A 21,813-nucleotide genomic window follows, 5' to 3' on the forward strand; every position below is an offset into this window, starting at 1 on the left:
CGTTACGGTCGCCTGCCGGTGGCCTGGTGCGCCTGGTTGTTGCCGCCTTCGAGCGTATTGCTGCACTGGAGCAGGTTGCCCGACGACGTCTGGATCGTGAACGCGGCGATGTCGACCCCGGCGCCCGGCTCGCCCCGGTCGACGAAGTTGAACCAGATGTTGGCCGGCTCGCCGTTCAGGCGCCCGCTGCCGGTGCCGTAATACGTGTTGAACGGCGCGTTCGGCGTGGTGGCGTCGGGGCCGGTGCACAGACCCCGGGTGAGATCCGTCAAATGAAAGTGGTCGCCGGTGGACAGGTTGACTTCCAGGTTGTTGGGGCCGGAAATCGTGCCGTTCTGCTGGCAATGCAACTCGTAGCCGAACGTGTAGCGGTAGGCCGCGCCGGGGCAGATGAGGGAGCCGCCGCCCGTCATGCGGCCGGCCTCGCTCGGGGTGCTGCAGCAATCGGCCCAGGCCGCGCCGACGGCGGACGACAGCAACAGGGCCGCCAGGACGCGGCGGGATGGGAACGGCAATGCGTGGATGTTCATGCGGGATCTCCGAAAGACGACGATGACTTGGGCAACGATCCGCCGCGATGGCGGAGCATGATGTTTTGGCATGTAATAAAAACATCTTACGGACATGCCCATGCGGCAGGGTGACCCTGCGCCAAGGTCTGCCGGGATGTTGAGAGCGGTCAGACGGCTTTACTAAAGAGCCGGGAGATCGCGCCCACGGGGCGGGCGGGGCGCGCCGCACGCATGTCGCGGGCTGTTTAGTGATCACGGCTAAACTGCGCCGCCAGGGCCGTCCCGCGTTTGACCCTCCCATCGGCCGGATGCAGAATCCGCCGCACAACGATCCCGGCCGCCCCGTGCCGGGACATCACGTCCATTCCCGGAGACCTCCATGCGCCACGCCAGTTCGGGCCTGTCCACGCCCGTCGCCAGCCCACCCCGTCCCTTGAACGCCGTATTTGCCGTGCTGCTGGCCACATCTGCCGCGCTGGCGCCGGTCGCCGGTGCGGCCACGTGGGGGCCCTTCAACGCCGAATTCCCGGCCGCCAGCGACGGCCTCGTCAAGAAGCCGCCCAAGGGCATGACGCTGGCCGCGCGACGCGGCTTCGCCATCGGCGGCTGGTTCAAGCCGTCCGAACCCGCGCGCGGGACGGCGCTGTTGGCCGGCATGGACGGCATCGGTTACCTGTGCAGCGTCGACGGCAAGCTGGCGTTTTGCGGCGCCGGCGCGCCGCTGCGCACCGACGTGACGCTCGGCGCGGGCGCCTGGACGCATGTCGCGGCCAGCCGGGACGGCCGCCACGTCGTCCTGTACGCGAACGGCAGGGAGGTGGCGCGGCAGGATGCGGACGGCGCGGACACGGCCGCCGCGCAGCTCGCGATCGCGCCGCGCACCGGGGCCACCGGCGGTTTCGCCGGCCGCGTCGCGGGATTGATGGTCGCCGACGAAGCGCTGGATGCGCAGGCCGTCGCGCGGCTGGCGGCGGCACGGCCGGACGAGACGTTGACCGTGTTCGAATCCGGCAGCCCGCATTGGCCGCTGCAGACGCACCAGATGGCCGGCCAGCTCGCGCCGCAGGATGCATGGACGCTGCCCAAGAGCGCGACGCTGCCGGCGCGCCCCGTCGCCGTGCCGGCCTATGCCGGTCCGGCGCTGGAGCGGCGCGGCGCCGGCACCTGGGCGATCCGCGCCTGGACGCTGCAATCCGCGGACAAGGCATCGGGAACGGCCAGTCAGATCGCAAGCGGCGGCTACGACGCGTCGCACTGGTACAAGGCCACCGTGCCCGGCACCGTGCTCACGACGCTGGTCGACCGCGGCGTGTATCCGGACCCGGCGTACGGCCTCGACAACCTGGCGATTCCGGAAAGCCTGAGCCGGCAGGACTGGTGGTACCGCACCAGCTTCGTCCTGCCGCCGGACCGGCGGCCGGGCCGGCACCTGTTCGTCACGTTCAAGGGCATCAACTACGCGGCCGACATCTGGGTCAACGGCCGCAAGGCCGGCACGACGCGCGGCGCCTTCGTGCGCGGCAGCGTCGACCTGGGGCCGTACGTGAACCCCAAGGGCGAAAACGTCATCGCGGTCAAGGTGTCGCCGCCGCCGCATCCCGGCATCGCGCACGAGGAATCCATCGCGGCCGGCGTCGGCGAGAACGGCGGGGTGCAGGCGCAGGACGGTCCGACCTTCATCGCCACCGAAGGGTGGGACTGGATTCCGTCCGTGCGCGACCGCAACACCGGCCTGTGGCAGGAGGTCGTCCTGCGCAGCACGGGCGACGTGCGCGTGGGCGATGCGCACGTGATCACCGCGCTGGCGGCCGGCAATGGCGAGGCCGACATCGGCATCGAGGTGCCGGTGACGAACGTGTCGGACAAGCCAGTGCGCGCGACCGTGCGCGCCACCATCCGCGACCGCGCCGGAGCGCTGGCGCCGATCGTCGTGAGCCGCACGCTGGACGTGGCGCCCGGCACGCGCACGGTGCGGTTCGCGGCGGCGGAATTCGCCGCGCTCAAGGTCAAGCATCCACACCTGTGGTGGCCGAACGGCTACGGCAAGCCGGAACTGCACGACCTCGACGTCGACGTGCTGCAAGGGGCGGCGTTGTCCGACCATGCGCACACCGCTTTCGGCATCCGCAGCGTGACGTACGAGTTGTCGCTGGTCGACCATACGGGCCATTTGCGCCGCGTGGAGGCCGATTTCACGAAGGCCCACGAACTCGGCATCCGCATCACGGACGCCCGCCACGAGGCGCTGCGCAAGATCGCGGACAACCAGTGGGCGACGGGCCTGCGGGCGGAAGCCGAGGGAACGAAGGCGATCCGCGAACTGGACGACACGCGCCTGACGCCTTACCTCGTCATCAAGGTCAACGGCGTGCGCATCGCGGCGCGCGGCGGCAGCTGGGGCATGGACGACTTCATGAAGCGCGTCGACCGCGCGCGCCTGGAACCGTACTTCCGCCTGCACCGCGACGCCAACGTGAACATCATCCGCAACTGGGTCGGCCAGGACACCGAGGAGACGTTCTTCGAACTGGCCGACGAATACGGCCTCATGGTGCTGAACGACTTCTGGGCCTCGACGCAGGACTACAACATCGAACCGCAGGACGTCGACCTGTTCATGGCGAATGCGGCCGACGTCGTGCGCCGCTTCCGCAATCACCCGTCCATCGTCGCCTGGTTCGGCCGCAACGAGGGCGTGCCGCAGCCGGCGCTGAACGAAAGACTGGAAGCGCTGATCTACGCGGAGGACGGCACGCGCTGGTACACGGGCAGCTCGAACCGCGTCAACCTGCAGAACAGCGGCCCGTACGACTACCAGCCGCCGGAAACCTATTTCACGACGCACGCCAAGGGTTTCGCCGTCGAGGTGGGCACGCCGTCGTTCCCCACGCGGGAGGCGTTCGAGGCCGTCGTCCCGCCGTCCGAGCGCTGGCCGCTGGGCGACACGGCCGCGTACCACGACTGGCATGCCAGCGGCAATGGCCGCGTCGAGCCGTTCATGAAGGCGCTCGATCGCCAGTACGGCGCGCCCGCCTCGCTCGCCGACTTCGAGCGCAAGGCGCAGCTGATGAACTATGAGTCGCACCGCGCCATCTTCGAAGGCATGAACGCGGGGCTGTGGCGCGAGAACAGCGGCCGCATGCTGTGGATGACGCAGCCCGCCTGGCCGAGCACGATGTGGCAGATCCTCAGCCACGACTACGACACGCACGCCGCCTACTACGGCACGAAACACGCGTCCGAACCCGTGCACGTGCAACTGAACCTGCCCGATCACGCCGTCGACGTCATCAACAACCCGGTCGCGCCGCTGGAGAACGCGCACGTGGCGTTCGCGGCGTACACGGTCGACGGCAAGCTCGCCGGCCGCGGCGCGACCACCGTCAGCGTGGCCGGCGGCGGCACGTCCGGCCCCATCGACCTCGGCATCGGCAAGCTGCTGGCGCGGGAAGGTCTGGTGGTCGTGAAACTGACGCTCGCCGATGGCGCGGGCCGCACCCTTTCCGACAACGTGTACTGGGAGGCCACGAGCCCGGAACGCTTGCGCGGCCTGGACGCGCTGCCCGACGTACCCGTGACCGTACGCGCCGCCGGCCGCACGGAAGGCGCGGCGCGCAAGGTGGACGTCACGCTGGCCAATCCATCCGCGGTGCCGCTGCTGACCGCGAAGCTGACCTTGACGACGGCCGGCGGCGCGCGCGTGCTGCCCGTGTACTGGTCCGACAACTACGTGTCGCTGATGCCGGGCGAGAGCCGCGTCGTCACCGCCGAATTCGATCCGGCCGCCGCCGGGCAGGGCGGGCTCGCCGTCGCCGTGCGCGCGTGGAACGCCGCGGAACGGACGGTCGCGGTGGACGCGCCGCGGCCGTAAAGGAGCCGCGCCGTCGCGCGACAAACCCGTTGTTTAGTAAAGACGAAGAAACTGAAAGGTGTCCGGCGAAATTCTTTGATTTTACGAATACGGATTGAAATACTCGTTCGTACGGGGCCGGTTCGACGGTCCCTTGTCCCGACCACGTGCCGGACCCCGCATCGCCGGCACGCATAATTCAGAAGACCAAGGAGATCAGATGCTGCATCCGATGAAACGAACGGCCATGAGCATGGCTGTCGCGAGTGCCTGCGCCTTCGCCGCGCTGCCCGTCCAGGCCCAGGCCCAGACCGATACCCAGGCCACGGCCACCACGCCCGCCGCCAAGCAGGCGCAAACCAGCGACACGATTCCCGAAGTGACGGTGACCGCCACCCGCTTCAGCACCTCCCTGCTCAAGACGCCGGTCGCCGTGACCGCGTTCTCGCAGGACCAGCTGACCCGCAAGGGCGTGACGAGCATGGCAGACCTGGGCAACGAGATCCCCAACGTCACCATCAACCAGGGCCTGGACAGCGGCGTGCAGATCACGATCCGCGGCATCACCTCGACCAACTTCACCGAGACCGGCGACCCGGCCGTCGGCTTCCACGTGGACGGGCTGTATTCGCCGCGGCCGCAGGGCGCGCAGGCGCTGATGTTCGACATCGACCAGCTGGAGGTGCTGCGCGGCCCGCAGGGCACGCTGTTCGGCCGTAACTCGACCGGCGGCAGCGTCAACGTGATCACCGCCAAGCCCGATTTCAACGGCAATTACGGCCGCGCCGATGTCGACTTCGGCAACTACCAGAAGAAGCAGATCAGCCTCGTGCAGAACGTCGTCGTCAACGACAGCCTGGCGCTGCGCGGCTCGTTCATGCGCGTGGTGCGCGACGGCTATGCGCACCAGACGCAGGATCTGTCTGAAGCCAACGTGCCGTCCAAGGGCTGGGTCCCGAACGGCATCCCGGACGTGGACATGCGCTACAACCACCCGGTCTCGCCGCGCGACTACTACACCAACCAGGACGAGTGGGCGGCCCGCCTGCAGGCTGCGCTGCGCATCAACAAGGACCTGACGCTGCGCGCCGCATTCGAGAACTTCCAGGATTCGGGCGCGGGCTATGCCTTCTTCCGCGACTGCGCTTCCGGCGCCGGCACCCGCTACGCCTGCAACGGCAGCGAATGGGACATCAAGGTCAACGTGCCGGGCGCCACCGACCTGAATATCCGCACGCTGCGCACGGGCCTGGACTGGAACCTCAACGACCATACGTCGGTCAACTACAACTTCGCGGTCTCGGACCAGCGCCGCTCGCAGATCACGGACGACGACCTGGGCCTGCAGAACGCGCCGTCGTGGGCCGACATCGCCCCGTTCCCGAATACGCCCGACGGCAACTGGGGCACCTGGCCGCTGCGCGACACCTGGCACCGCACGGCCGATTCGCGCTACCTGTCGACCGTGCATGAACTGCAGCTCAAGCAGCAGCTCGGGGCCCTGAAGTACGTGTCCGGCCTGTTCTGGATGCACGAACGTAACCGCATCGACTACGAGATGACGGAAGCGATCCAGCATCCGTTCGGCGACCCGGGCAGCGTGGTCTATGCGCAGCCGAATCGCCAGGTCGATTCCAAGGCCATCTACAGCCAGGCCGACTGGAACTTCGCGCCGAAATGGACCGGTACGCTGGGCCTGCGCTACAACGACGACTGGAAGCAGGACCAGGGCGGCAAGGTGTATGGCGCCAACTGGATCGGCAACCCGGCCTACTACCGCGGCATGTACGACCGCGGCACCCCCGGCACGCCGGACTTCGTGATCCACGACGGCACCGACCTGACCCAGTTGATGGGCTGGGCCGGCGGCGGCCCGATCGCCTATGCCGGCTATGCGAACGCCACCAACAACGATCACAAGGAAAGCTGGAGCAAGGTGACCTGGCGCCTCGGCACGCAATACCAGATCACCCCGCGCCAGATGGCCTATGCCTCGATCTCGACCGGCTACAAGGCCGGCGGCTTCGCGGACAAGGTCGACAGCTGCAACTACCACCTGTGCGCGGCCACGGGCAAGCCGGGCGAGGCGACGTTCCTGCCTTACGGTCCGGAGACCGTCACGAACTACGAGCTGGGTTACAAGGGCCGCTTCCTGGACAACAAGCTGAGCCTGTCCGTCACCGCGTTCTACATGCGCTACAAGGACATGCAGCTGACCGGTAATTATTTCGTCAACCAGATCATCCCGGACAATCACCTGCCATGCCCGGCCGACCAGCCCAAGTGCGACGTGTACGAGAGCTGGCGCACCATCAACGTCGGCGACACCCGCATCCCCGGCCTGGAGATCGAGTGGGACTACAAGCCGTGGCACGGCGCCCGTTTCGGCGGCGGCTTCGCCCTCATCGACACCAGCGTGCATGGCTTCGACAACTACAGCGACGACTACCAGTGCGGCGACGTGCGCGCCGAATTCGGCGTCCAGCCTTGCCCGGCCGTCTACAACGGTACGAACAAGGCACTGCTGGGCCGCCGCCTGTACGACATCACCGGCAACCACCTGCCCAACACGCCGAAGTACCAGGTCAACATGAACTTCGCGCAGGACTTCGACCTGGCCGGCGGCTACAAGCTGACGCCGTACGTGAAGGTGAACTGGCGCGACAAGGCCTACTTCGACCTGCGCAATTCGGACTGGGCCCACATCGGCCGCTACCAGGCCGCCTATGCCCTGGTCGATGCCTCGGCACGGCTCGAAGCGCCGGAGGGCAAATGGTTTGCCGAAGCGTATGTGCGCAACGCGTTCGACAAGCGCGCCAAGACGAGCGGCGATTCCCTGTGGGGCGGCTTCATGCAGGCCTCGTACGTCGAGCCGCGCATGTTCGGCATCCGCGCGGGCCTGAACTACTGACCGGGTGGGCGGGGGTCAGCGCTGCTGGCCCTTGCCCGTCGCCGCCCACCAGATCCCGCCCATCAGGTGGGCAAGGTATTGCGGGTCGCGGTACATCTCGACGTTGTGCCCCAGCAGCGTGACGAACACGCGGCCCTGTTCGTACCGGTGATACCACGACACCGGGTGATCCCTGCCCATGCCCGTCGCTACCTGGCCCGGCCAGATCCTGGTCGGGTCATAACTCGATTCGTCCACGTTCAGCACGGGGTGGATGGCGACCTTGTACGGGTTCGTCGTCTCGTACCACTCGTCGCTCCAGATCCAGCGCGGCGGAATGCCGAACGTCGCGGGAAAACCCTTGTCGACGACGTCGACGGCCGCCGTCTGCAGTATCGGGTGGATTTTAAAAGAGCGGCCGACGAGCTTTTCGTACCACACCCACCCGTTCGGCGGCGTGATGGCGGCGCGGTGCACGATGACGGCATTGCCGCCGGCGCGCATGTATGCCTCGAAGTTCGCGCGCTGCGCCGGATTCAGTTCCTCGCCCGGCGTGTTGAGGAACACGACGGCCGCATACTGTTTCAGGTCGCCGTCGAAGACCTCGGTCTTGTTCGTGTACGTGAATTCGAACGCGTGCAGCTTGGCCAGCTTTTCCAGGCTGTCGCGCGCGACGGGGATGTATTCGTAGTGGTATTTGTTGGGGATGGCCAGCACGAGCAGCTTGTACTGGCTGTCGGCCGCCCACGCCGCCGGCGTGGCCAGCATGGTGGCCGCCGCCAGCGTCGGCACGATACGTTTCATGTCACTCCTTTCATGGCGCGGGCACGCCTTCCGGCTGGCGTCCATTGCGCGGGACGAGCCAGCCGCCGTCGGACAGCCAGTCGGTGAGGCGGTCCGGCCAGTGCTGCAGCGAGACGCGCTCGCCGCGCTGTCCCATATTGAATGCGTGGTCGGTGTCCGCATACAGGTGCAGCTCGGCCGACACGCCGGCCTTGACCAGCTGCTGGTACAGCGTGAGCGTCGGCGGCATGCAGCAGGTGTCGCGCGAGCCGGCGACGAGGAACGCCGGCGGCGCGCCGTCGACGGCCTTCGCGGGTGAGCCCAGCGGCCCAGGATACACGAGCACCTGGAAATCCGGGCGCGCGCTCTGGCGGTCCAGCGCATCCGTCTTGCCGCGCGGCGCCGGTTCGGGATTGTCGGCGACCAGCGACACGAGTTCTCCGCCCGCCGAAAAGCCCATGACGCCCACGCGCTGCGGGTCGACGCCATATTCCGGCGCATGGGCGCGCACCCAGCGCACGGCGCGCCGCAGGTCGGCCGCGCCCTCGCGCGAAGCGGTGTAGCCCGCGGAATCCGGACCGTGCTGGAGCCGGTACTTCAGCACGAAGGCCGTCACGCCGACGCGGTTCAACAGCCTGGCCGGCAGCATGCCTTCGTTCTCGACGACGAGCAGGTAGTGGCCGCCGCCCGGCACGATGACGACCGCCGCGCCGTTCGCATGGCGCGGGTCGGCGCGCAGAACCGTCAGCGACGGGTCGTGCACGTTCGTGGGGTAGGCGCCGTCGACGAGCTTTTCCGGTTCGTTGCGGCGCTGCTCCGACCCCGGTGCGCCGTCGGGCCACAGCTTGACGACCGGCGGCGCGGCCTTGGCTTGTTCGGCGAGAGCAGGGCCGGCGCAGGCCAGCGCCAGCATGGCGGACACGATCAGGTGTTCAATCGACATGGGTCGTGTAGAGGCTGTGATGGGTCAGGATGAATAGTGTACGCTTGTCGGAGCCGCCGAAGACCAGTTGCAGCGGGCGCTCCGGCACGTCGATGCGGCCGCGCTCCTTGCCGTCCGGGCCGTAGACGAACACCTGGCCGTTGGCGACGTAGACATTGCCGTCCGGGCCGAGCGCCGCGCTTTCGCCGCCGCGGTCGGCCACCGGTTTCAGGTCCGTGATGGCGCCGCCTTGCCCCATCAAGCCGCTGAACGTGCGGTTCTCGGAACCGTTCGTGAAGACCACGCGCTCGCCCACGCGGGCGCTCGTGAAGCCGTGCGTGTCGAGCGTATCGGACCAGCGGTAGCCCAGGTGGTTCGTCGCGCCCTGGCGCGTCACGCGGTACGCGGGCAGCACCAGGCTGCCGTCCGGCGACACGTATTCCTGCGCCTTCGGCTGCGCGACGTCGCGCGCGAACATCTCGGCCAGCATCGTGAATTCGTAGGTCTTCGGATCGATCTGGTCGCGGAATTCGCCGTTCTGCCAGAAGTTGACGGGCACCGCGACGCGCGCATCCGCCCGCGCCGCGACCGGCGTCGGCTTGATCATCGTGATGCCTTCGGGCGTGGGCGGCATGTCCGGCTTGAATGCGTAGACGCTCGCGCCCGGGCCGTAGTGCGACACGACCATCACGTCGCCGCTGCGGTCGATGGCGAGGTTGATCGGGTCGAGCGGCGCGTCGCGCACGATCTCGAGGCCGCGCTCGCGGCTCCACGCGTGGATGCGCTTGAAGTGGCGGTCGATGAAGTACAGCTTGCCGTTCGCGTCGACCGCGCCGCCGGCGATGGAATAGAAGCCGTCCGCGACCTTTTCCACCTTGCCCATGGGCGCCGGCGCGCTCGCCTGCGTGCCCGTGTAGTCGAGGATCGCAAACTCGCGCTCGCGCACCTGGATGTTGTGGGTGACGTCGACGATGGCGTTCTCGTACGGGTATTTCGACGCGCGCAGGTAGGTCGTGCAGCCGTTCTCGTCGCAGGTCGCGAAGCCGCTCTCGCCGTTCACGTGCACGTTCCTGAAACGGATGTCGCTGGAGTTGGCGATGCGCGCGGCCGCCAGCGCCGGCTTGATGGACCGCGTGACGCGGTAGGCGTGGTAGTTCGCGATGAGGAGGTTCTTCGAATTGCGGATGTCGAACGACGTGGAGTCCATGCCGTCGCGGACTTCTTCTTCCGTCTGCGGCGCGAAGAAGGACCAGTTCTCGACGCCGTCCAGCACGATCTCGTTGCGGATGTGGTGCTCGGCCGAGAGTTCGTACACGCGGCCCGGGGTCTTCGTGTTCGTCACGTAGAAGCCGGCCTGCGCATACCCGCTCGGCGACCAGATGCCGGTGAACGTGCCGCCGCCGCCGTCCGTCACCCAGATGCTCGGGTACTGGCGGTCCCACCAGGCCGTCGTGTCCCAGTTCGGCGTCTTCTTGTACGGATCGGCGCGCGTGCCGTCGTACAGGCGCGTGCCGTGGCCGCCCTGGATGCGCACGTCGTCGACCAGTGACGACGCGCCCGCGCGCCACAGCAGCGCGACGGCGCGGTTGTTGACTTCTCCCGTCGCGAGGCCGACGCCGGACACGATGCCGGCGCCGCCGCGCGCGCTCTCCAGCAGGGCCTTGGGCGTGCCGACATCCTGGAACAGGGGCGAGCCGTTTGGCAGCACGAGCTGCGTCAGGCCCGGGTGCAGGCCGACGATCACGGTGTCCGGCTTCATGCGGATCGTGTCGTTCACCATGTAGAAGCCCTGCGGCAGGTACACGACGCGGTTGCCGTCGATGGCCTTCTGGATGGCGGCCGTGTCGTCCGCGCGGCCGTCGCCCCGGGCGCCGAATGTGCGCACATTCGCCCATTCTTGCGTGGGCGGCAGCGGCTTCAGTACGCGCTGCGGCGTCGACCTGGTCGGGAAAGGCGCGGTCTTGTAATTGGTCGTGAAGCGGCCCGGCGCGCCCAGCTGATCGAGCTTCATGCCGTAATTGAGTTCCGTGACCTCGTACGCGCGGCCGGCGCCGGCGAGGGTCTTGCCGCTGTCGCGAAAGCGCGCGAACGTGGGCACGTTGCGCGCGGATGCGTGTTCGAAGGCGATCTGCGTGTAGACGTTGTCCTCGTTGCTGATGACGACGGCGGCCTTCGCCACGTTCTCGAAGCGCACGTGCTTCCCCCACAGCCAGTCGCCGTAGCCGCGGTCGATGTCGATGCCGACCGGTGTGTCGCGGATGTCGACGTTGTCCAGCGTGAGCCCGGCCTCGTGCTCGCGGATGGCGGCGTCGCGCTGGCCGTCGAAGCTGGAGTCGAGGAGGGTGAATTGCCACGCGGGCGACGTCTTTTCCGCGAGGATGCCGTAGCGGCCGCCGTGGAATTTCAGGTCGTAGGCGATGTTGCCGACGTGGTAGACGCCGGCGAGGCCGCTGCCGATATTGAAATCGATGTGCGACAGGTTCGAGTGCTGCGCGGTGTGCATGCGCACGCCGGTGGCGGCCGGGTTGCCGGCGCCGATCTCGAAGTCGACGTTCGACAGCACGGAATAGAAGGTCGCGGAGTTCGCGTCGCGCACGTCCTTCTGCGCGCCGACGGCGCCCGCCACGGGCATCGGCACCTTGCCGACCGTGTACTGGTCGCCGCCGGTAAAGATCACCATGTTGGCGACGCCCTGCTGGAAACCCGGCGTCTGCGGCGCCAGCACGAACACGGGGCGCGTCGGGCCGACGCCGTACAGGCGCACGGCGAGCGGGATCAGGATGCTCTTCGTGATGCGGTAGCGGCCCGACGGCAGGAACACGACGCCGCCTTCGCCCTTGTTGGCCGCGGTGTCGAGGGCTTGCTGGATGGCGGCGCTGTCGTCCGTCCTGCCGTCGCCCCGCGCATGCACGACGACGGCATGCGGGTCGTCGGGCATGGTCTGGAAGGCGGACACCGAGCCTTGCGCCGTCCCCGCGAGCGCGAACGTCGCGGCCAGCAGGGTGGAAATCGTAGTCTTCATTATTCTTATCCTTGGGTGACGAACAACGACAACAGCATCACGAACAGCAGCCCGAACGTGCCGACGAGGGTCTCCATCATCGTCCACGAGCGGAAGGTGTCCTTCAGCGACAAACCAAAATATTCCTTGAACATCCAGAAGCCGGAATCGTTCACGTGGCTGAACATCAGGCTCCCCGCACCGACCGCCAGCACCATCAGGTTCGGGTTCACGCCGGAGCTCTGCACGAGCGGCCCGACGACGCCGGCCGCCGTGATGCCGGCCACCGTGGCGGAGCCGAGGCAGACGCGGATCAGCGTCGCCACGGCCCACCCGAGCAGCAGCGGCGGCACGGGCATGTGCGCGAGCTGCGTGCCCAGTTCCGCGCTGACGCCGGACTGCGTGAGCACTTCCTTGAGGCCACCGGCGCCGGCGATGATCATCAGGATCGGCGAAATCTCGCGCAGCGCGCCCGCGGCGCTGTCGGTCGCGTGCTTGAACGGGCGGCCGCGGCCGACGCCCAGCGTCACGACGGCGACGCCGTACGACAGCAGCATCACGATGAGTGGGCTGGACAGGAACGCGAGCGGTTTCGCCAGGTCCGGGCGGACCAGCGTGACGAGCGTGAGTGCCCCCAGCAGCACGACGGGCAGCAGCGCGGTCGCGAAGCTGTTGAAGGTGCCGGGCAGTTCGCTGTCAGGGATGTCCTGCTGCGCGGTGCGGAACATCGGGGCGGGTTCGCCGCGGATGTTTTTCAGCGACATGGCGAAGACCGGCCCGGCGATGATCAGGGTCGGGATCGCGACGACGAGGCCGTACAGCAGCGTCTTGCCCATGTCCGCGTGGACCGCGACGACGAGCGCCGTCGCCGACGGATGCGGCGGCAGGAACCCGTGCGCGATCGACAGGCCGGCCAGCAGCGGCATGCCGAGCGCCACGGCCGGGCGGCCCGACTGGTACACGAGCGAGAAGATCAGCGGCACCATCAGCACGAAGCCGACGTTGTAGTACAGCGGCAGGCCGACGACGAAGCCGGTGACGGTCATCGCCACCGGGATCCGGTGCATGCCGAGCCGGTTGACGAGGCTGATGGCGATGCGCCGGGCGGCGCCGCTGTCGGCGATCAGCTTGCCGAACACGGCGCCCAGGCAGATGACGACGACCAGGGACCCGAGCAGGTCACCGATTCCCTTTTCGATCGCGCCCGGGATCTTCGCGGCAGGCATCCCGAGCATCAATGCGGCGACGAGTGCCGCGACGACGAACGCGAGGAGCGGCTGCATCTTGCCCCACGCGATCATCACCGTCAGCAGGCCGACCGCCAGCAGTACGGACAGCAAATTCCACACGGCCGGCCCCCGATCAGAAGTTGTAGCGCAGGCCGGCGCGGTACGTGCGTCCCACGACGTCGTACAGGGCCGGATTGATCGCGAAGCTGGGGTTGGCCTGCGGTGCCGGTTCCGGATCGCGGTCCGCCAGGTTGTCGATCTTGAAGTAGACCATCATCTGCTTCGACACGTTGTAGCTGCCGCCGAAATCGATGTAGGTCGCGCCCTTCATCTTGTTGTCGTAGATGGTCGGGTGGGTCAGGGTCGACACCGGGCAGTTGGTCTGGCACTCGATGTACTCGTTGCTGTACTTGCCGTCGCTGAACCAGCGTTCGGTGAGGGTCAGGCTGAGCTTGTCGTTGTCCCAGGTCTGCGTGGCCAGCAGCTTCCACTTCGGCGTGTTGCCCAGGTTGACGCCCGCGCCTTCCGACGGGATCGTGCCGACGACGCCCGAATCCGTGATGAAGTGCAGCGTGCGCGTGGCTAGAGCGCGCACGGTGAAGCGGCCCGGCAGGCTGAACTTGTCGAGGTTCGTGCGGTACGAGGACTCGACGTCGAAGCCCTTCAGGTGCAGCGACGCCAGGTTGAAGTTCTGCACCGTGACGTAGTTGTTGCCCGGGCTGTTCAGCACCATCGCCGAACAGATTTCCTTGTTGCCGGCCGTGCACAGGTCGACTTCCTGCTGGATCGACAGCGTGGAGATCACGTCGTTGACCTTGATGTCGTAGTAGTCGACCGATGTCGCGAATCCCGGCGCCCAGCTCGGCTGGCTCAGCACGATGCCGAACGAATTGTTGCGCGCGATTTCCGGACGCAGGTTCGTGTTGCCGACCGTGCGCTGTTGCAGGCTGACCGTGTTGCCCTGGTATTGCACCTGGTTGTTGACGACGACCGGGGCCGCGAACAGTTCGGACAGGTTCGGCGCGCGCACGTCCTTCGAGCTGACGGCGCGGAACCGCAGGCCGTCGATGCCCGTCTTCCACGTGGCGCCGATCTTCCAGCTGCTGACGCTGCCAGCCGTGCTGTACTTGGTCTGGCGGTCGGCGAGGTTCAGGTTCGCTTCGCCCCAGGTGGCCGATTTCAGCACGGGCAGGTTGAGTTCCACGTACGCCTCGCGCACGTTGTAGGCGCCCGCGCCGTTGTGATAGTTACCGGCGTACCAGTTGTTGCCGACGGGGGCATTGAGGGTCGGGTCGGCCGGGTAGGCCGCGGCGTCGATCGAATCGGGCGACACGCCGGCGCCGTACGGGTCGCCGTGCACGTCGTACTTCTCGCGGCGCCACTCGGCACCGGTCGCCACCGCCAGCGGACCCGCCCAGCCTTCCCACACTTCGCCGTTGAAGTTGGCGCTGGCCACGTCCTGGCTCTGCGTCGTGCGCTGGATCGGGCCGGCGGCCGGCGCGATATAGCCCCAGGCGGCCGGATCGACCGGGTTGTTGCCGATGATGTTCAGCGGCACGCAGCCGTTCGCGGCCGCGACGGCGTTGCGGCAGACGATCCTGCCGCTGGCATCGCGCACGGCGTCGATCGCGTTGTTGTAGCGCGTGTTCAGCGTGATGTCGTGGACGTTGATGTTGGTCGTGTTCTCGCCGTGTTCCGCGTACGCGTCGTACGACCAGTCCTTGCCGAACAGCGTGAACCTGCCGTCGCCGCCGAGGACGAAGCGGCGCTGGGTGCGCGTCGGATGCACGTTGATGTTGGCCGGGAAGATGGCGTTCGCCGTGCCGTACTGGAAGCTCTTGATGTTGTTGGCCGCGCAGGCCGCCGCGATCGACGCCGGCAGGAACGGGTTGTCGCACTGGATCGTCAGGTTTGCCTGCTTGGCCGCGCCCGGGTTCGGCGAGAACTGCGATTTCACCTGCGCATAGTTCATCGTGACATAGATCTCGTTATCCGGATCGATGTCCCACGACAGGCGCGTGTAGGCGACTTGCCGCTTGAAATTCATGGCGAGGTTCGTGCCGGCGCCCACGCTGCCGGACAGGTCGCCGCCCACGCAGAACGGATTCACGCAGTTGGTGACCTGGCCGGTGCGGGTCGGCACGCCATTCGAACCGTAGGCGAACTGGTACGGCACGCCGCCGTCGCCGAACGCGGTGCCCTGCAGCGGGCCGCTCGTGATCAGGCCGTATTTGGAGTACTGGTATTGCTGGGCGTGGTCAATGACCTTGTATTCCGGCTGGCCGTCATTGGTCTGCGACAGCGGGCGGCGCTGGAACACCGTGTTGCGATACCACGTGCGGCCGTTGGCGCCAACTTCGCCGAAGCCCGGCGAATCGATGCCGTTCTCCTTGCTGAACTCGCCGCTGACGGTCGCGTGCAGGCGGTCGTCCATGAAACCCTTGCCCCAGGCGGCCTGCAGCGTGCCGCTCTTGTCGTCGTGGTAGCGCGTCTGGCCGCCCTCGACGTTGGCTTTAAAACCCGTGAACTTCTTGTCGGTGATGAAGTTGACGACGCCGCCCACCGCATCCGACCCGTACGAGGCCGACGCGCCGCCCGTCACGACGTCGACGCGCTTGACGAGCAGTTGCGGGAACTGGCTGACGTCGGTCACGCCCGTGACGTTGGCGCCGACGACGCGCTGGCCGTCCAGCAGGGTCAGCGTGCGCAGCGTGCCGAGGCCGCGCAGGCTGAGCGAGGAGAGGCCCTGGATGCCGCTGGACGTGCTGTTCGTGCTCGTCGTGCGGCCCGTGCTGCCCTGCAGCGCCGGCAGTTCGGCCAAGGTGTTGAACAGGTTCGGCTGCGCCGCCTTTTCCAGGTCGGACGCGGACAGGCTCGTGGTCGGCGTCGGCTGCGTGAAACCGCGCGCCGCGATGCGCGAGCCGGAGATGCGCACGACGTTCGCTTCCGGGACGGCGGCGGTGGCCGCGTCGGCCGCCGGGGCGGCCTGGGCGGCCGTGGCATCGGCCGGGGCTTGTTGTGCTTGCTCGACTTGCTGGGCGTGGGCGGCCGCAGCCAGGATGCCGCAGGCGCTGGCGACGGCAAGATTGATCAGGGTCCGTTGTAGTGGTGTACGCATGGTGTCTCCGTTTGTTCTCGTGTGGTCGGCGCCGCCTCGGACGGTGGGCGGCTGGGCCGGAATGCGACGACTTTTGATCCGTTGCTGTCTTCAGTCCGTCCTGTCGGTCGATGCGATGATGCTGGCCACCAGGGTCTCCGGCGGCTGGGTGATGTCGAGGGTGATGCCGGCCTCGCCGGGCTGCAGCGGCTCGAGGTCGCGCAACTGGCTGTCCAGCAGCGTGATCGGCATGTAGTGGCCGATGCGCGTCTGCATGCGCGCCGCGATCGTGCCGCGCGGGCCTGCCAGGTGCGCGAAGCGCAGGTTCGGGTCGGCCTGGCGCAGCTGGTCGCGGTAGCGCTTCTTGAGCGCCGAGCACGACACCACGATGCCGTCGCCCCGCTCGCGCGCGGCGGCGATCTCGGTGGCGAGGGTCTGCAGCCAGCCGGTGCGGTCGTCGTCCGTCAGCGGGATGCCGGCCGACATCTTGACCACGTTGGGCGCAGGGTGATACGCATCGCCCTCGATGAACGGGGCGTCCAGGGCGTGCGCGAGGGCGGCGGCGATCGTGCTCTTGCCGCATCCGCAGACGCCCATGACGACCCAGCGGTCGTTACCGCGGCGGTCGTCACCGCGGCGGTCGGCGGGGTGGATGGATACATCGGTTGGTGGTGCCATACTGACTTTATTCCTTTCGATTCGAAGCGACCGTTAGCGCTATCATTTTTGCCAAGTCTTCAATAAGGCGGCGCGTTTGTAAAGTTTTATTCATGTTGCGGAGCGAAACGTGTGCGGAAGGCTTTATGCGAATTGCATTCAATGACGCGCATGTTCCTGTCGCGTCAGAGGAGAAACATCACGAAATGACTGATAGCGCTATCAGTTGTGCATAGCCGCAGTTCTCGGGTCAGGTGTGGCGTTTACAACACGGTTGCAGCGCGAGCGTCAGCCGGGCGCGGACGGCGTCGTGGCCGGGCTCGTGATCTTGGCGCGGTGCAGACGCACCTGCATGCCCACCATCCTGACCGCGGCCAGGAAGGGCACGGACAGGAAGATCCCGGACACGCCCGCCAGTTCCTCGCCGGCGAGCAGGCCGAACACGACCAGGATCGGCGGCACGTCCACGCCTTCGCTCATCAGGTACGGGTTCAGCATGTAGTCCTGGAAGATGCGATAGGCGGTGATGAAGGCGATCACCCAGCCCACGTGCTCGTAGCCGCTGAACAGGGCCACGCCCACGATGGCGGTGGCCGCGACCAGCGGACCCAGCACGGGAATCACCTCGAGCACGGCCGCCACCCCGGCCAGCAGCAGCGCGAACGGCACCGTCAGCAGCGACAGCACGATGCCGTAGGTGATCAAGGTTGCGAGCGACAGCAGGGCCAGCGCCCGCACATAGCTCGACAGCACCGTGTTCAGGCCGTGCAGCACGTCGGTCCAGAAGGCGCCGTTGCGGCGGTGGCTCATCGTCACGAGCAAGTCGTCGAAGACGGGCGCCTGCAGGATCATCAGGAAGCTCAGGATCGGCACGACGACGATATAGATCAGGTTGCCCGCCAGGTGCATCAGCCCGGCGCCGACGTTGCGCACGAACGGCATCGCCTCCGCCGAGCCGCCTTGCAACATGCCGCGCAGGAAACCGGCCAGGCGCGCGCGCAGCGGTTCGAGCGGGCCGGGAAGCGGCAGGCGCTTCTCCAGCGTGGCGGGATCGAGCAGGGTCGGCAACTGGTGCGCCAGCGTCGTCGCCTGCTCGGCCACCTGGTTGCCGAACAGCCCGACGGCCAGCACGACGAGCGCCACGACGACGAGGTAGACGAGGCACAGCAGGGGCGTGCGCGGAATCCGGCCGCCGACCCGGCGCTGGGCCAGCACGAACAGCGGATAGATGAGGTAGCTGAACAGCACGGCGATCAGCATCACGAGCAGCGTCGTGCGCACGAGATAGACGCCATACAGGCCTGCAATGACCAGCGCCGCAGTCCACACCACGCGGGCCGTACGCGCATCGATACCGAACACAGTTCCTCCTTGGGTGGCATCCCGTCGCGGGGCCTTGTCAACATGATACGGCGAGGCCCGCATCGCTGGCGCGCAACTCGGCAGCATGGTTGCGGGCATGGTGCTACAGTGGGCCTGCACGGAAAACGGACGGAGGCGACGTGAAACACAGCTATCGCTGGGCAACGGAACAGAGTGGCGGCCTGGAGCATGTCGAACTGGAGATCGGGGACGCCGGCGCGACGGCCGAAGGCGTACTTATCGGTCCCGCGGGCGGCCGATTGTTTGCCTGCAGCTACGTGCTGCGCTGCGACGAGCACTGGCGGGTGCGCAGTCTCGACGTGCATGTCGCGGGCAAGGACAGGGTCTGCCTGCGTGCCGACGGTGCCGGCAACTGGACCGACGCCGACGGCACCCCGCTGCCGGCGCTGCAGGGCTGCATGGACGTCGACCTGTCCGGCAGTCCCTTCACCAACACGCTGCCGATCCGGCGCCTGGGCGACGCCCTGCGCCAGCGCCAGGAAATCAAGGTCGCGTACGTCGACCTGCCCAAGCTCGACGTCCAGCCCGTGTCCCAGGCCTACACGGCGCTCGCGTACGCGGGCGCGGCGCCGGAGCGGGTGCGGTTCGAAAGCCTGTCCCGCCCGTTCACCGCCGAGCTCGAGGTCGACGGCGACGGCCTCGTGCTGCGCTACGAGGGCATGTTTACGCGCGTCGCCGGCTGAGCGGCCGTACCGATCCACGTGAGGCGGTGCCACACCCCTTCCAGCGGTCCCTGCTTGTGGTGCCTGAGCCACCATGCGCTGAAGGCGCCCTGCAACACCGCGAGCGCGATGCCGATCACCAATGCCAGCGCGGTGCCGGTCGTCGCGTATTGGCCGAATCCGAAGCCGTAGTACAGCGTCGTGCCCACGATCGACTGCATCATGTAGCTCGTCAGGCTCATCCGGCCCAGCGAGCGGAACATGCCGAGCACGCGCGCGCCCGACGGCCGGCGGTACAGCAACGCAAAGCCGGTCACGAGCAGCAGCATGATGTCCAGGTTGAGCAGCGGTTCGCAGATGGCGTTCAGCGGCCGGCGCAGCGCCTCGGCGGCGATCCACGCTTCCAGGTGGCTGTGGACGACGAGCAGCGGACCGAGCAGCAGCAGCGCGCCGAAAAAGATGCGGCGCCAGACGATCCGGTTCGTCTCGCCGACGGCGAACAGCCCGGCGCGCCCGGCCAGCATGCCGAACATGAACAGCGCGGGAATCTGCAGGATGCGGCCCATTTCCCAGCTCCACAGCAGCACGGCCTGCTTGCCGTTCGTGAGGTTGCCGATCCAGACGTCGAGCAGCGACCCGTGTTTCAGATAGTCGTCGGCACGGCCGAAGTACGCCCAGGACGCCGGATCCGGCAGCTTGCCCGGCGCGCTGCCCAGCGCCGCCAGCGCGTCGATCCAGGCGAACGGCTGCAGGCTGAGAAAGCAGGCCAGCAGGAATACGGTGCGCGTACGCAGGCGCGCGACCGGGATCAGCACCAGGCCGAGCACGGCATACATGGCCAGGATATCGCCCTGGTAGAACGCGCTGTTCACCAGCCCGAACCCGAGCAGGAGCAGCATGCGCCACGCAAAGCGCGGCCGGAAATCGTCCCCGCGCCGGGCCCGCGCGTCGGATTGCAGGTAGAAGGTCAGGCCGAACAGCAGGGCGAAGATGGCGTAGGACTTGCCACCGAACAGGGCGAACATCGTGTTCCAGATACCCTGACCGAGCCCCTTCAGCCAGGCCGGCTCTCCCGGCGGCGAAAAGTAGAGGTCGAAATGCTCGAGGTTATGCAACAGCATGATCGAGACGATCGCAAAGCCGCGCAGCGCATCGACGAGGTCGAGACGGGGCGCGCTGGTCACGGGCGATGGCGTCGTGGGATGGGGCGTCATGGGATTTCCTGTCCGTTGGGCCCGGCTATTTTAGGTTGAAAACGGTTTCATCCCTAATGTTTTTTCTGCAAGAAAGCGCCGATCGAGGGCCTCGGCCACTGCCGCCTTTTCTCGTCATTTGTTCACATCTGGTTACAAACCGGCGGCTTCGCGACGGGTTTGTCGGCAACCAGCAACGATTCAATGCCACCCGATAAATCCCTCTAAAATTTTTTCCGAGTGGCAAAGAAATGCACGCGGAAAGGTCGTAAAATTGCCTCCTGTCAGTGTTCTACGCGCCAACCAATCGGTTGGCGTTTGCTTTAGTTCACTGCTCGCTTGCGTCGCAAAAACTGTCTTTCAACAATAAATATCTACTCAATGCAAAATCATCTGCCCGTTCGTACCGCCAGCTCGCGCGACATCGCATTGTCGCAAGCCCAGTCGCTTGCCTTGCCGCTCCTGTTTACGGTGTTCGGCGTGATCATGGGTTCCTGGGCCGGCCGTGTTCCCGCGATGGCCCAACGCGTGCACGTGTCGCACGCGGCGTTGTCGATGATTCTTCTCTGCGGCGGACTCGGCGCCGTTCTGTCGTACCCTATTTCATCGCGCATGATGGGTTCGCTCGGCGCGCGCAAGACCATGCTGTTTTCCGGCATGGCCCTGCTGGCCGTGCTGATCGCCATCGGCGCCGCGCCGACCGTTCCCTTGCTGATGATGGCGGTGCTGAGCCTCGGTATCACCGCCAGCACCTTCGACGTCGCCGTCAACTCGGCCGCGACCGGACGCGAAAAGCAGACCGGCAAATCGGAACTGTCGAAGCTGCACGGCCTCGGCTGCGCCGGCGGTCTGGCGGGGGCAACCCTGGGCAGCCTGATGGCCAGCCTGCACATCGCACCGGCGACCCACTTCGTGATGCTGGCCGGTCCGCTGGCCCTGGTCCTGTACTTCGGCTTTTCCCTGCTGGACGCGACGGATGCCGGCGAAACCGTCGAGAAAAAATCGTTGTCGCTGCCGCGCGGCCCGCTGCTGTTCCTGGGCGCCATCGGTTTCCTCGGCTCGATGGCGGAAGGCAGCATCGCCGACTGGAGCGGCGTGTTCCTGAAAGAGCATTTCGGTGCGTCGGATGGCCTGGCGCCGCTGGCCCTGTCCGCGTTCTCCGTCATGATGCTGCTGGCCCGCCTCGTCGGCGACAAGCTCAAGGCCCGCCACGGCGCCCGTCCCCTGGTCACCAGCGGCTCGATGCTGGGTGCCGCCGGCCTGTTCTTTGCCGTGCTGTCGCCGAATGCCTATGTCGCCCTGTTCGGCTTCGCCGTCGCCGGCATGGGCATGGCGCTGGTGTTCCCGTTCGTGTTCAGCGCCGCCGGCGCGCAAGGTCCGGCGGCATTGGCCGGCGTGGCGAGCATGGCCTACAGCGGCAGCCTGATGGGCCCGCCGGTAATCGGTGCCATCGCGCAAGGCCTGGGCATGCAGGTCGCCATCGCCTACATCGGCGCCCTGGCTGCCCTCATCGCCTTCGTGGCCAGCCGTTCGCGCCTGCTGAAGTAATCTTTGCCGTCCGGCGCGCGCTGTTTGCGCTGTGCCAAGCCCGCGCGAATTCCGAAGAACTCCAGTACGCCTGCGTACTCCAAGCA

At 67.2% G+C, this 21,813-nt stretch carries 13 protein-coding genes; 4 read left to right on the plus strand and 9 right to left on the minus strand.

The features are described from left to right. Positions 1-2 precede the first annotated feature (2 nt). On the minus strand, positions 3-530 hold the full coding sequence (locus ASC93_RS04775) for a hypothetical protein (protein WP_056437896.1): 528 nt from the start codon (positions 528-530) through the stop codon (positions 3-5). 361 nt (positions 531-891) lie between these two features. On the opposite strand from ASC93_RS04775, the gene ASC93_RS04780 reads away from it, so the two are divergent. Together ASC93_RS04780 and ASC93_RS04785 are read left to right on the plus strand one after the other, a co-directional pair. Beyond that, a complete protein-coding gene (locus ASC93_RS04780; RefSeq protein WP_056437899.1) occupies positions 892-4,383 on the plus strand; it encodes a glycoside hydrolase family 2 in 3,492 nt (1,163 codons plus the stop codon). Positions 4,384-4,609: 226 nt separating this feature from the next. Further along, the gene (locus ASC93_RS04785) at positions 4,610-7,273 is read left to right on the plus strand and encodes a TonB-dependent receptor (protein WP_229412597.1); all 2,664 of its coding nucleotides are present in this window, start codon (positions 4,610-4,612) and stop codon (positions 7,271-7,273) included. A gap of 15 nt (positions 7,274-7,288) precedes the next feature. On the opposite strand, the gene ASC93_RS04790 is transcribed toward ASC93_RS04785, so the two are convergent. The 7 genes from ASC93_RS04790 to ASC93_RS04820 form a co-directional block, all read right to left on the minus strand. Continuing rightward, the gene (locus ASC93_RS04790; RefSeq protein ID WP_056437906.1) at positions 7,289-8,056 is read right to left on the minus strand and encodes a ThuA domain-containing protein; all 768 of its coding nucleotides are present in this window, start codon (positions 8,054-8,056) and stop codon (positions 7,289-7,291) included. A gap of 10 nt (positions 8,057-8,066) precedes the next feature. Further along, positions 8,067-8,978, minus strand: coding sequence for an alpha/beta hydrolase (locus ASC93_RS04795; protein WP_056437909.1), 912 nt, complete (start codon positions 8,976-8,978; stop codon positions 8,067-8,069). After that, complete coding sequence (locus ASC93_RS04800; protein WP_056437912.1) at positions 8,968-11,979, minus strand: glycosyl hydrolase family 28-related protein; 3,012 nt, start codon at positions 11,977-11,979, stop codon at positions 8,968-8,970. Before ASC93_RS04800 ends, ASC93_RS04795 begins: the two co-directional genes overlap by 11 nt. 5 nt (positions 11,980-11,984) lie before the next feature. Further along, positions 11,985-13,307 carry a gluconate:H+ symporter gene (locus ASC93_RS04805; protein ID WP_056437915.1) on the minus strand — a complete coding sequence of 441 codons (1,323 nt, stop codon included), beginning with the start codon at positions 13,305-13,307 and terminating at the stop codon, positions 11,985-11,987. Positions 13,308-13,320: 13 nt separating this feature from the next. Beyond that, the gene (locus tag ASC93_RS04810) at positions 13,321-16,305 is read right to left on the minus strand and encodes a TonB-dependent receptor (protein ID WP_056437918.1); all 2,985 of its coding nucleotides are present in this window, start codon (positions 16,303-16,305) and stop codon (positions 13,321-13,323) included. Between the two features lie 90 nt (positions 16,306-16,395). Beyond that, entirely contained in the window at positions 16,396-16,881 is a 486-nt protein-coding gene (locus ASC93_RS04815) for a gluconokinase (protein WP_056437922.1), read from the minus strand. 348 nt (positions 16,882-17,229) lie between these two features. Continuing rightward, positions 17,230-18,303 (minus strand): AI-2E family transporter, encoded by a 1,074-nt coding sequence (locus tag ASC93_RS04820; RefSeq protein ID WP_082547771.1) that lies wholly within the window; start codon positions 18,301-18,303, stop codon positions 17,230-17,232. A 140-nt stretch (positions 18,304-18,443) separates the two neighbouring features. Here ASC93_RS04820 and ASC93_RS04825 point away from each other — a divergent pair, with 140 nt between their 5' ends. Continuing rightward, positions 18,444-19,007, plus strand: coding sequence for a putative glycolipid-binding domain-containing protein (locus ASC93_RS04825; protein ID WP_056437925.1), 564 nt, complete (start codon positions 18,444-18,446; stop codon positions 19,005-19,007). Here the strand turns inward: ASC93_RS04825 and ASC93_RS04830 are convergent. Continuing rightward, positions 18,974-20,200, minus strand: coding sequence for a DUF418 domain-containing protein (locus tag ASC93_RS04830; RefSeq protein WP_056437928.1), 1,227 nt, complete (start codon positions 20,198-20,200; stop codon positions 18,974-18,976). The genes ASC93_RS04825 and ASC93_RS04830 overlap by 34 nt on opposite strands. A 360-nt stretch (positions 20,201-20,560) precedes the next feature. Here ASC93_RS04830 and ASC93_RS04835 point away from each other — a divergent pair, with 360 nt between their 5' ends. After that, positions 20,561-21,727 carry an MFS transporter gene (locus tag ASC93_RS04835; RefSeq protein ID WP_229412598.1) on the plus strand — a complete coding sequence of 389 codons (1,167 nt, stop codon included), beginning with the start codon at positions 20,561-20,563 and terminating at the stop codon, positions 21,725-21,727. Positions 21,728-21,813: the final 86 nt, after the last annotated feature.

The sequence above is a fragment of the Massilia sp. Root335 genome (genome assembly GCF_001425685.1).
Classification (GTDB): Bacteria; Pseudomonadota; Gammaproteobacteria; order Burkholderiales; family Burkholderiaceae_D; genus Telluria; species Telluria luteola.

Excerpts from the sequence above, each read along its gene's own strand:
- ASC93_RS04775 (WP_056437896.1), bottom strand. The coding sequence starts at position 530 with ATGAACATCCACGCATTGCCGTTCCCATCCCGCCGCGTCCTGGCGGCC.
- ASC93_RS04780 (WP_056437899.1), top strand. The coding sequence starts at position 892 with ATGCGCCACGCCAGTTCGGGCCTGTCCACGCCCGTCGCCAGCCCACCC.
- ASC93_RS04785 (WP_229412597.1), top strand. The coding sequence starts at position 4,610 with ATGAGCATGGCTGTCGCGAGTGCCTGCGCCTTCGCCGCGCTGCCCGTC.
- ASC93_RS04790 (WP_056437906.1), bottom strand. The coding sequence starts at position 8,056 with ATGAAACGTATCGTGCCGACGCTGGCGGCGGCCACCATGCTGGCCACG.
- ASC93_RS04795 (WP_056437909.1), bottom strand. The coding sequence starts at position 8,978 with ATGTCGATTGAACACCTGATCGTGTCCGCCATGCTGGCGCTGGCCTGC.
- ASC93_RS04800 (WP_056437912.1), bottom strand. The coding sequence starts at position 11,979 with ATGAAGACTACGATTTCCACCCTGCTGGCCGCGACGTTCGCGCTCGCG.
- ASC93_RS04810 (WP_056437918.1), bottom strand. The coding sequence starts at position 16,305 with ATGCGTACACCACTACAACGGACCCTGATCAATCTTGCCGTCGCCAGC.
- ASC93_RS04815 (WP_056437922.1), bottom strand. The coding sequence starts at position 16,881 with ATGGGCGTCTGCGGATGCGGCAAGAGCACGATCGCCGCCGCCCTCGCG.
- ASC93_RS04830 (WP_056437928.1), bottom strand. The coding sequence starts at position 20,200 with ATGACGCCCCATCCCACGACGCCATCGCCCGTGACCAGCGCGCCCCGT.
- ASC93_RS04835 (WP_229412598.1), top strand. The coding sequence starts at position 20,561 with ATGCAAAATCATCTGCCCGTTCGTACCGCCAGCTCGCGCGACATCGCA.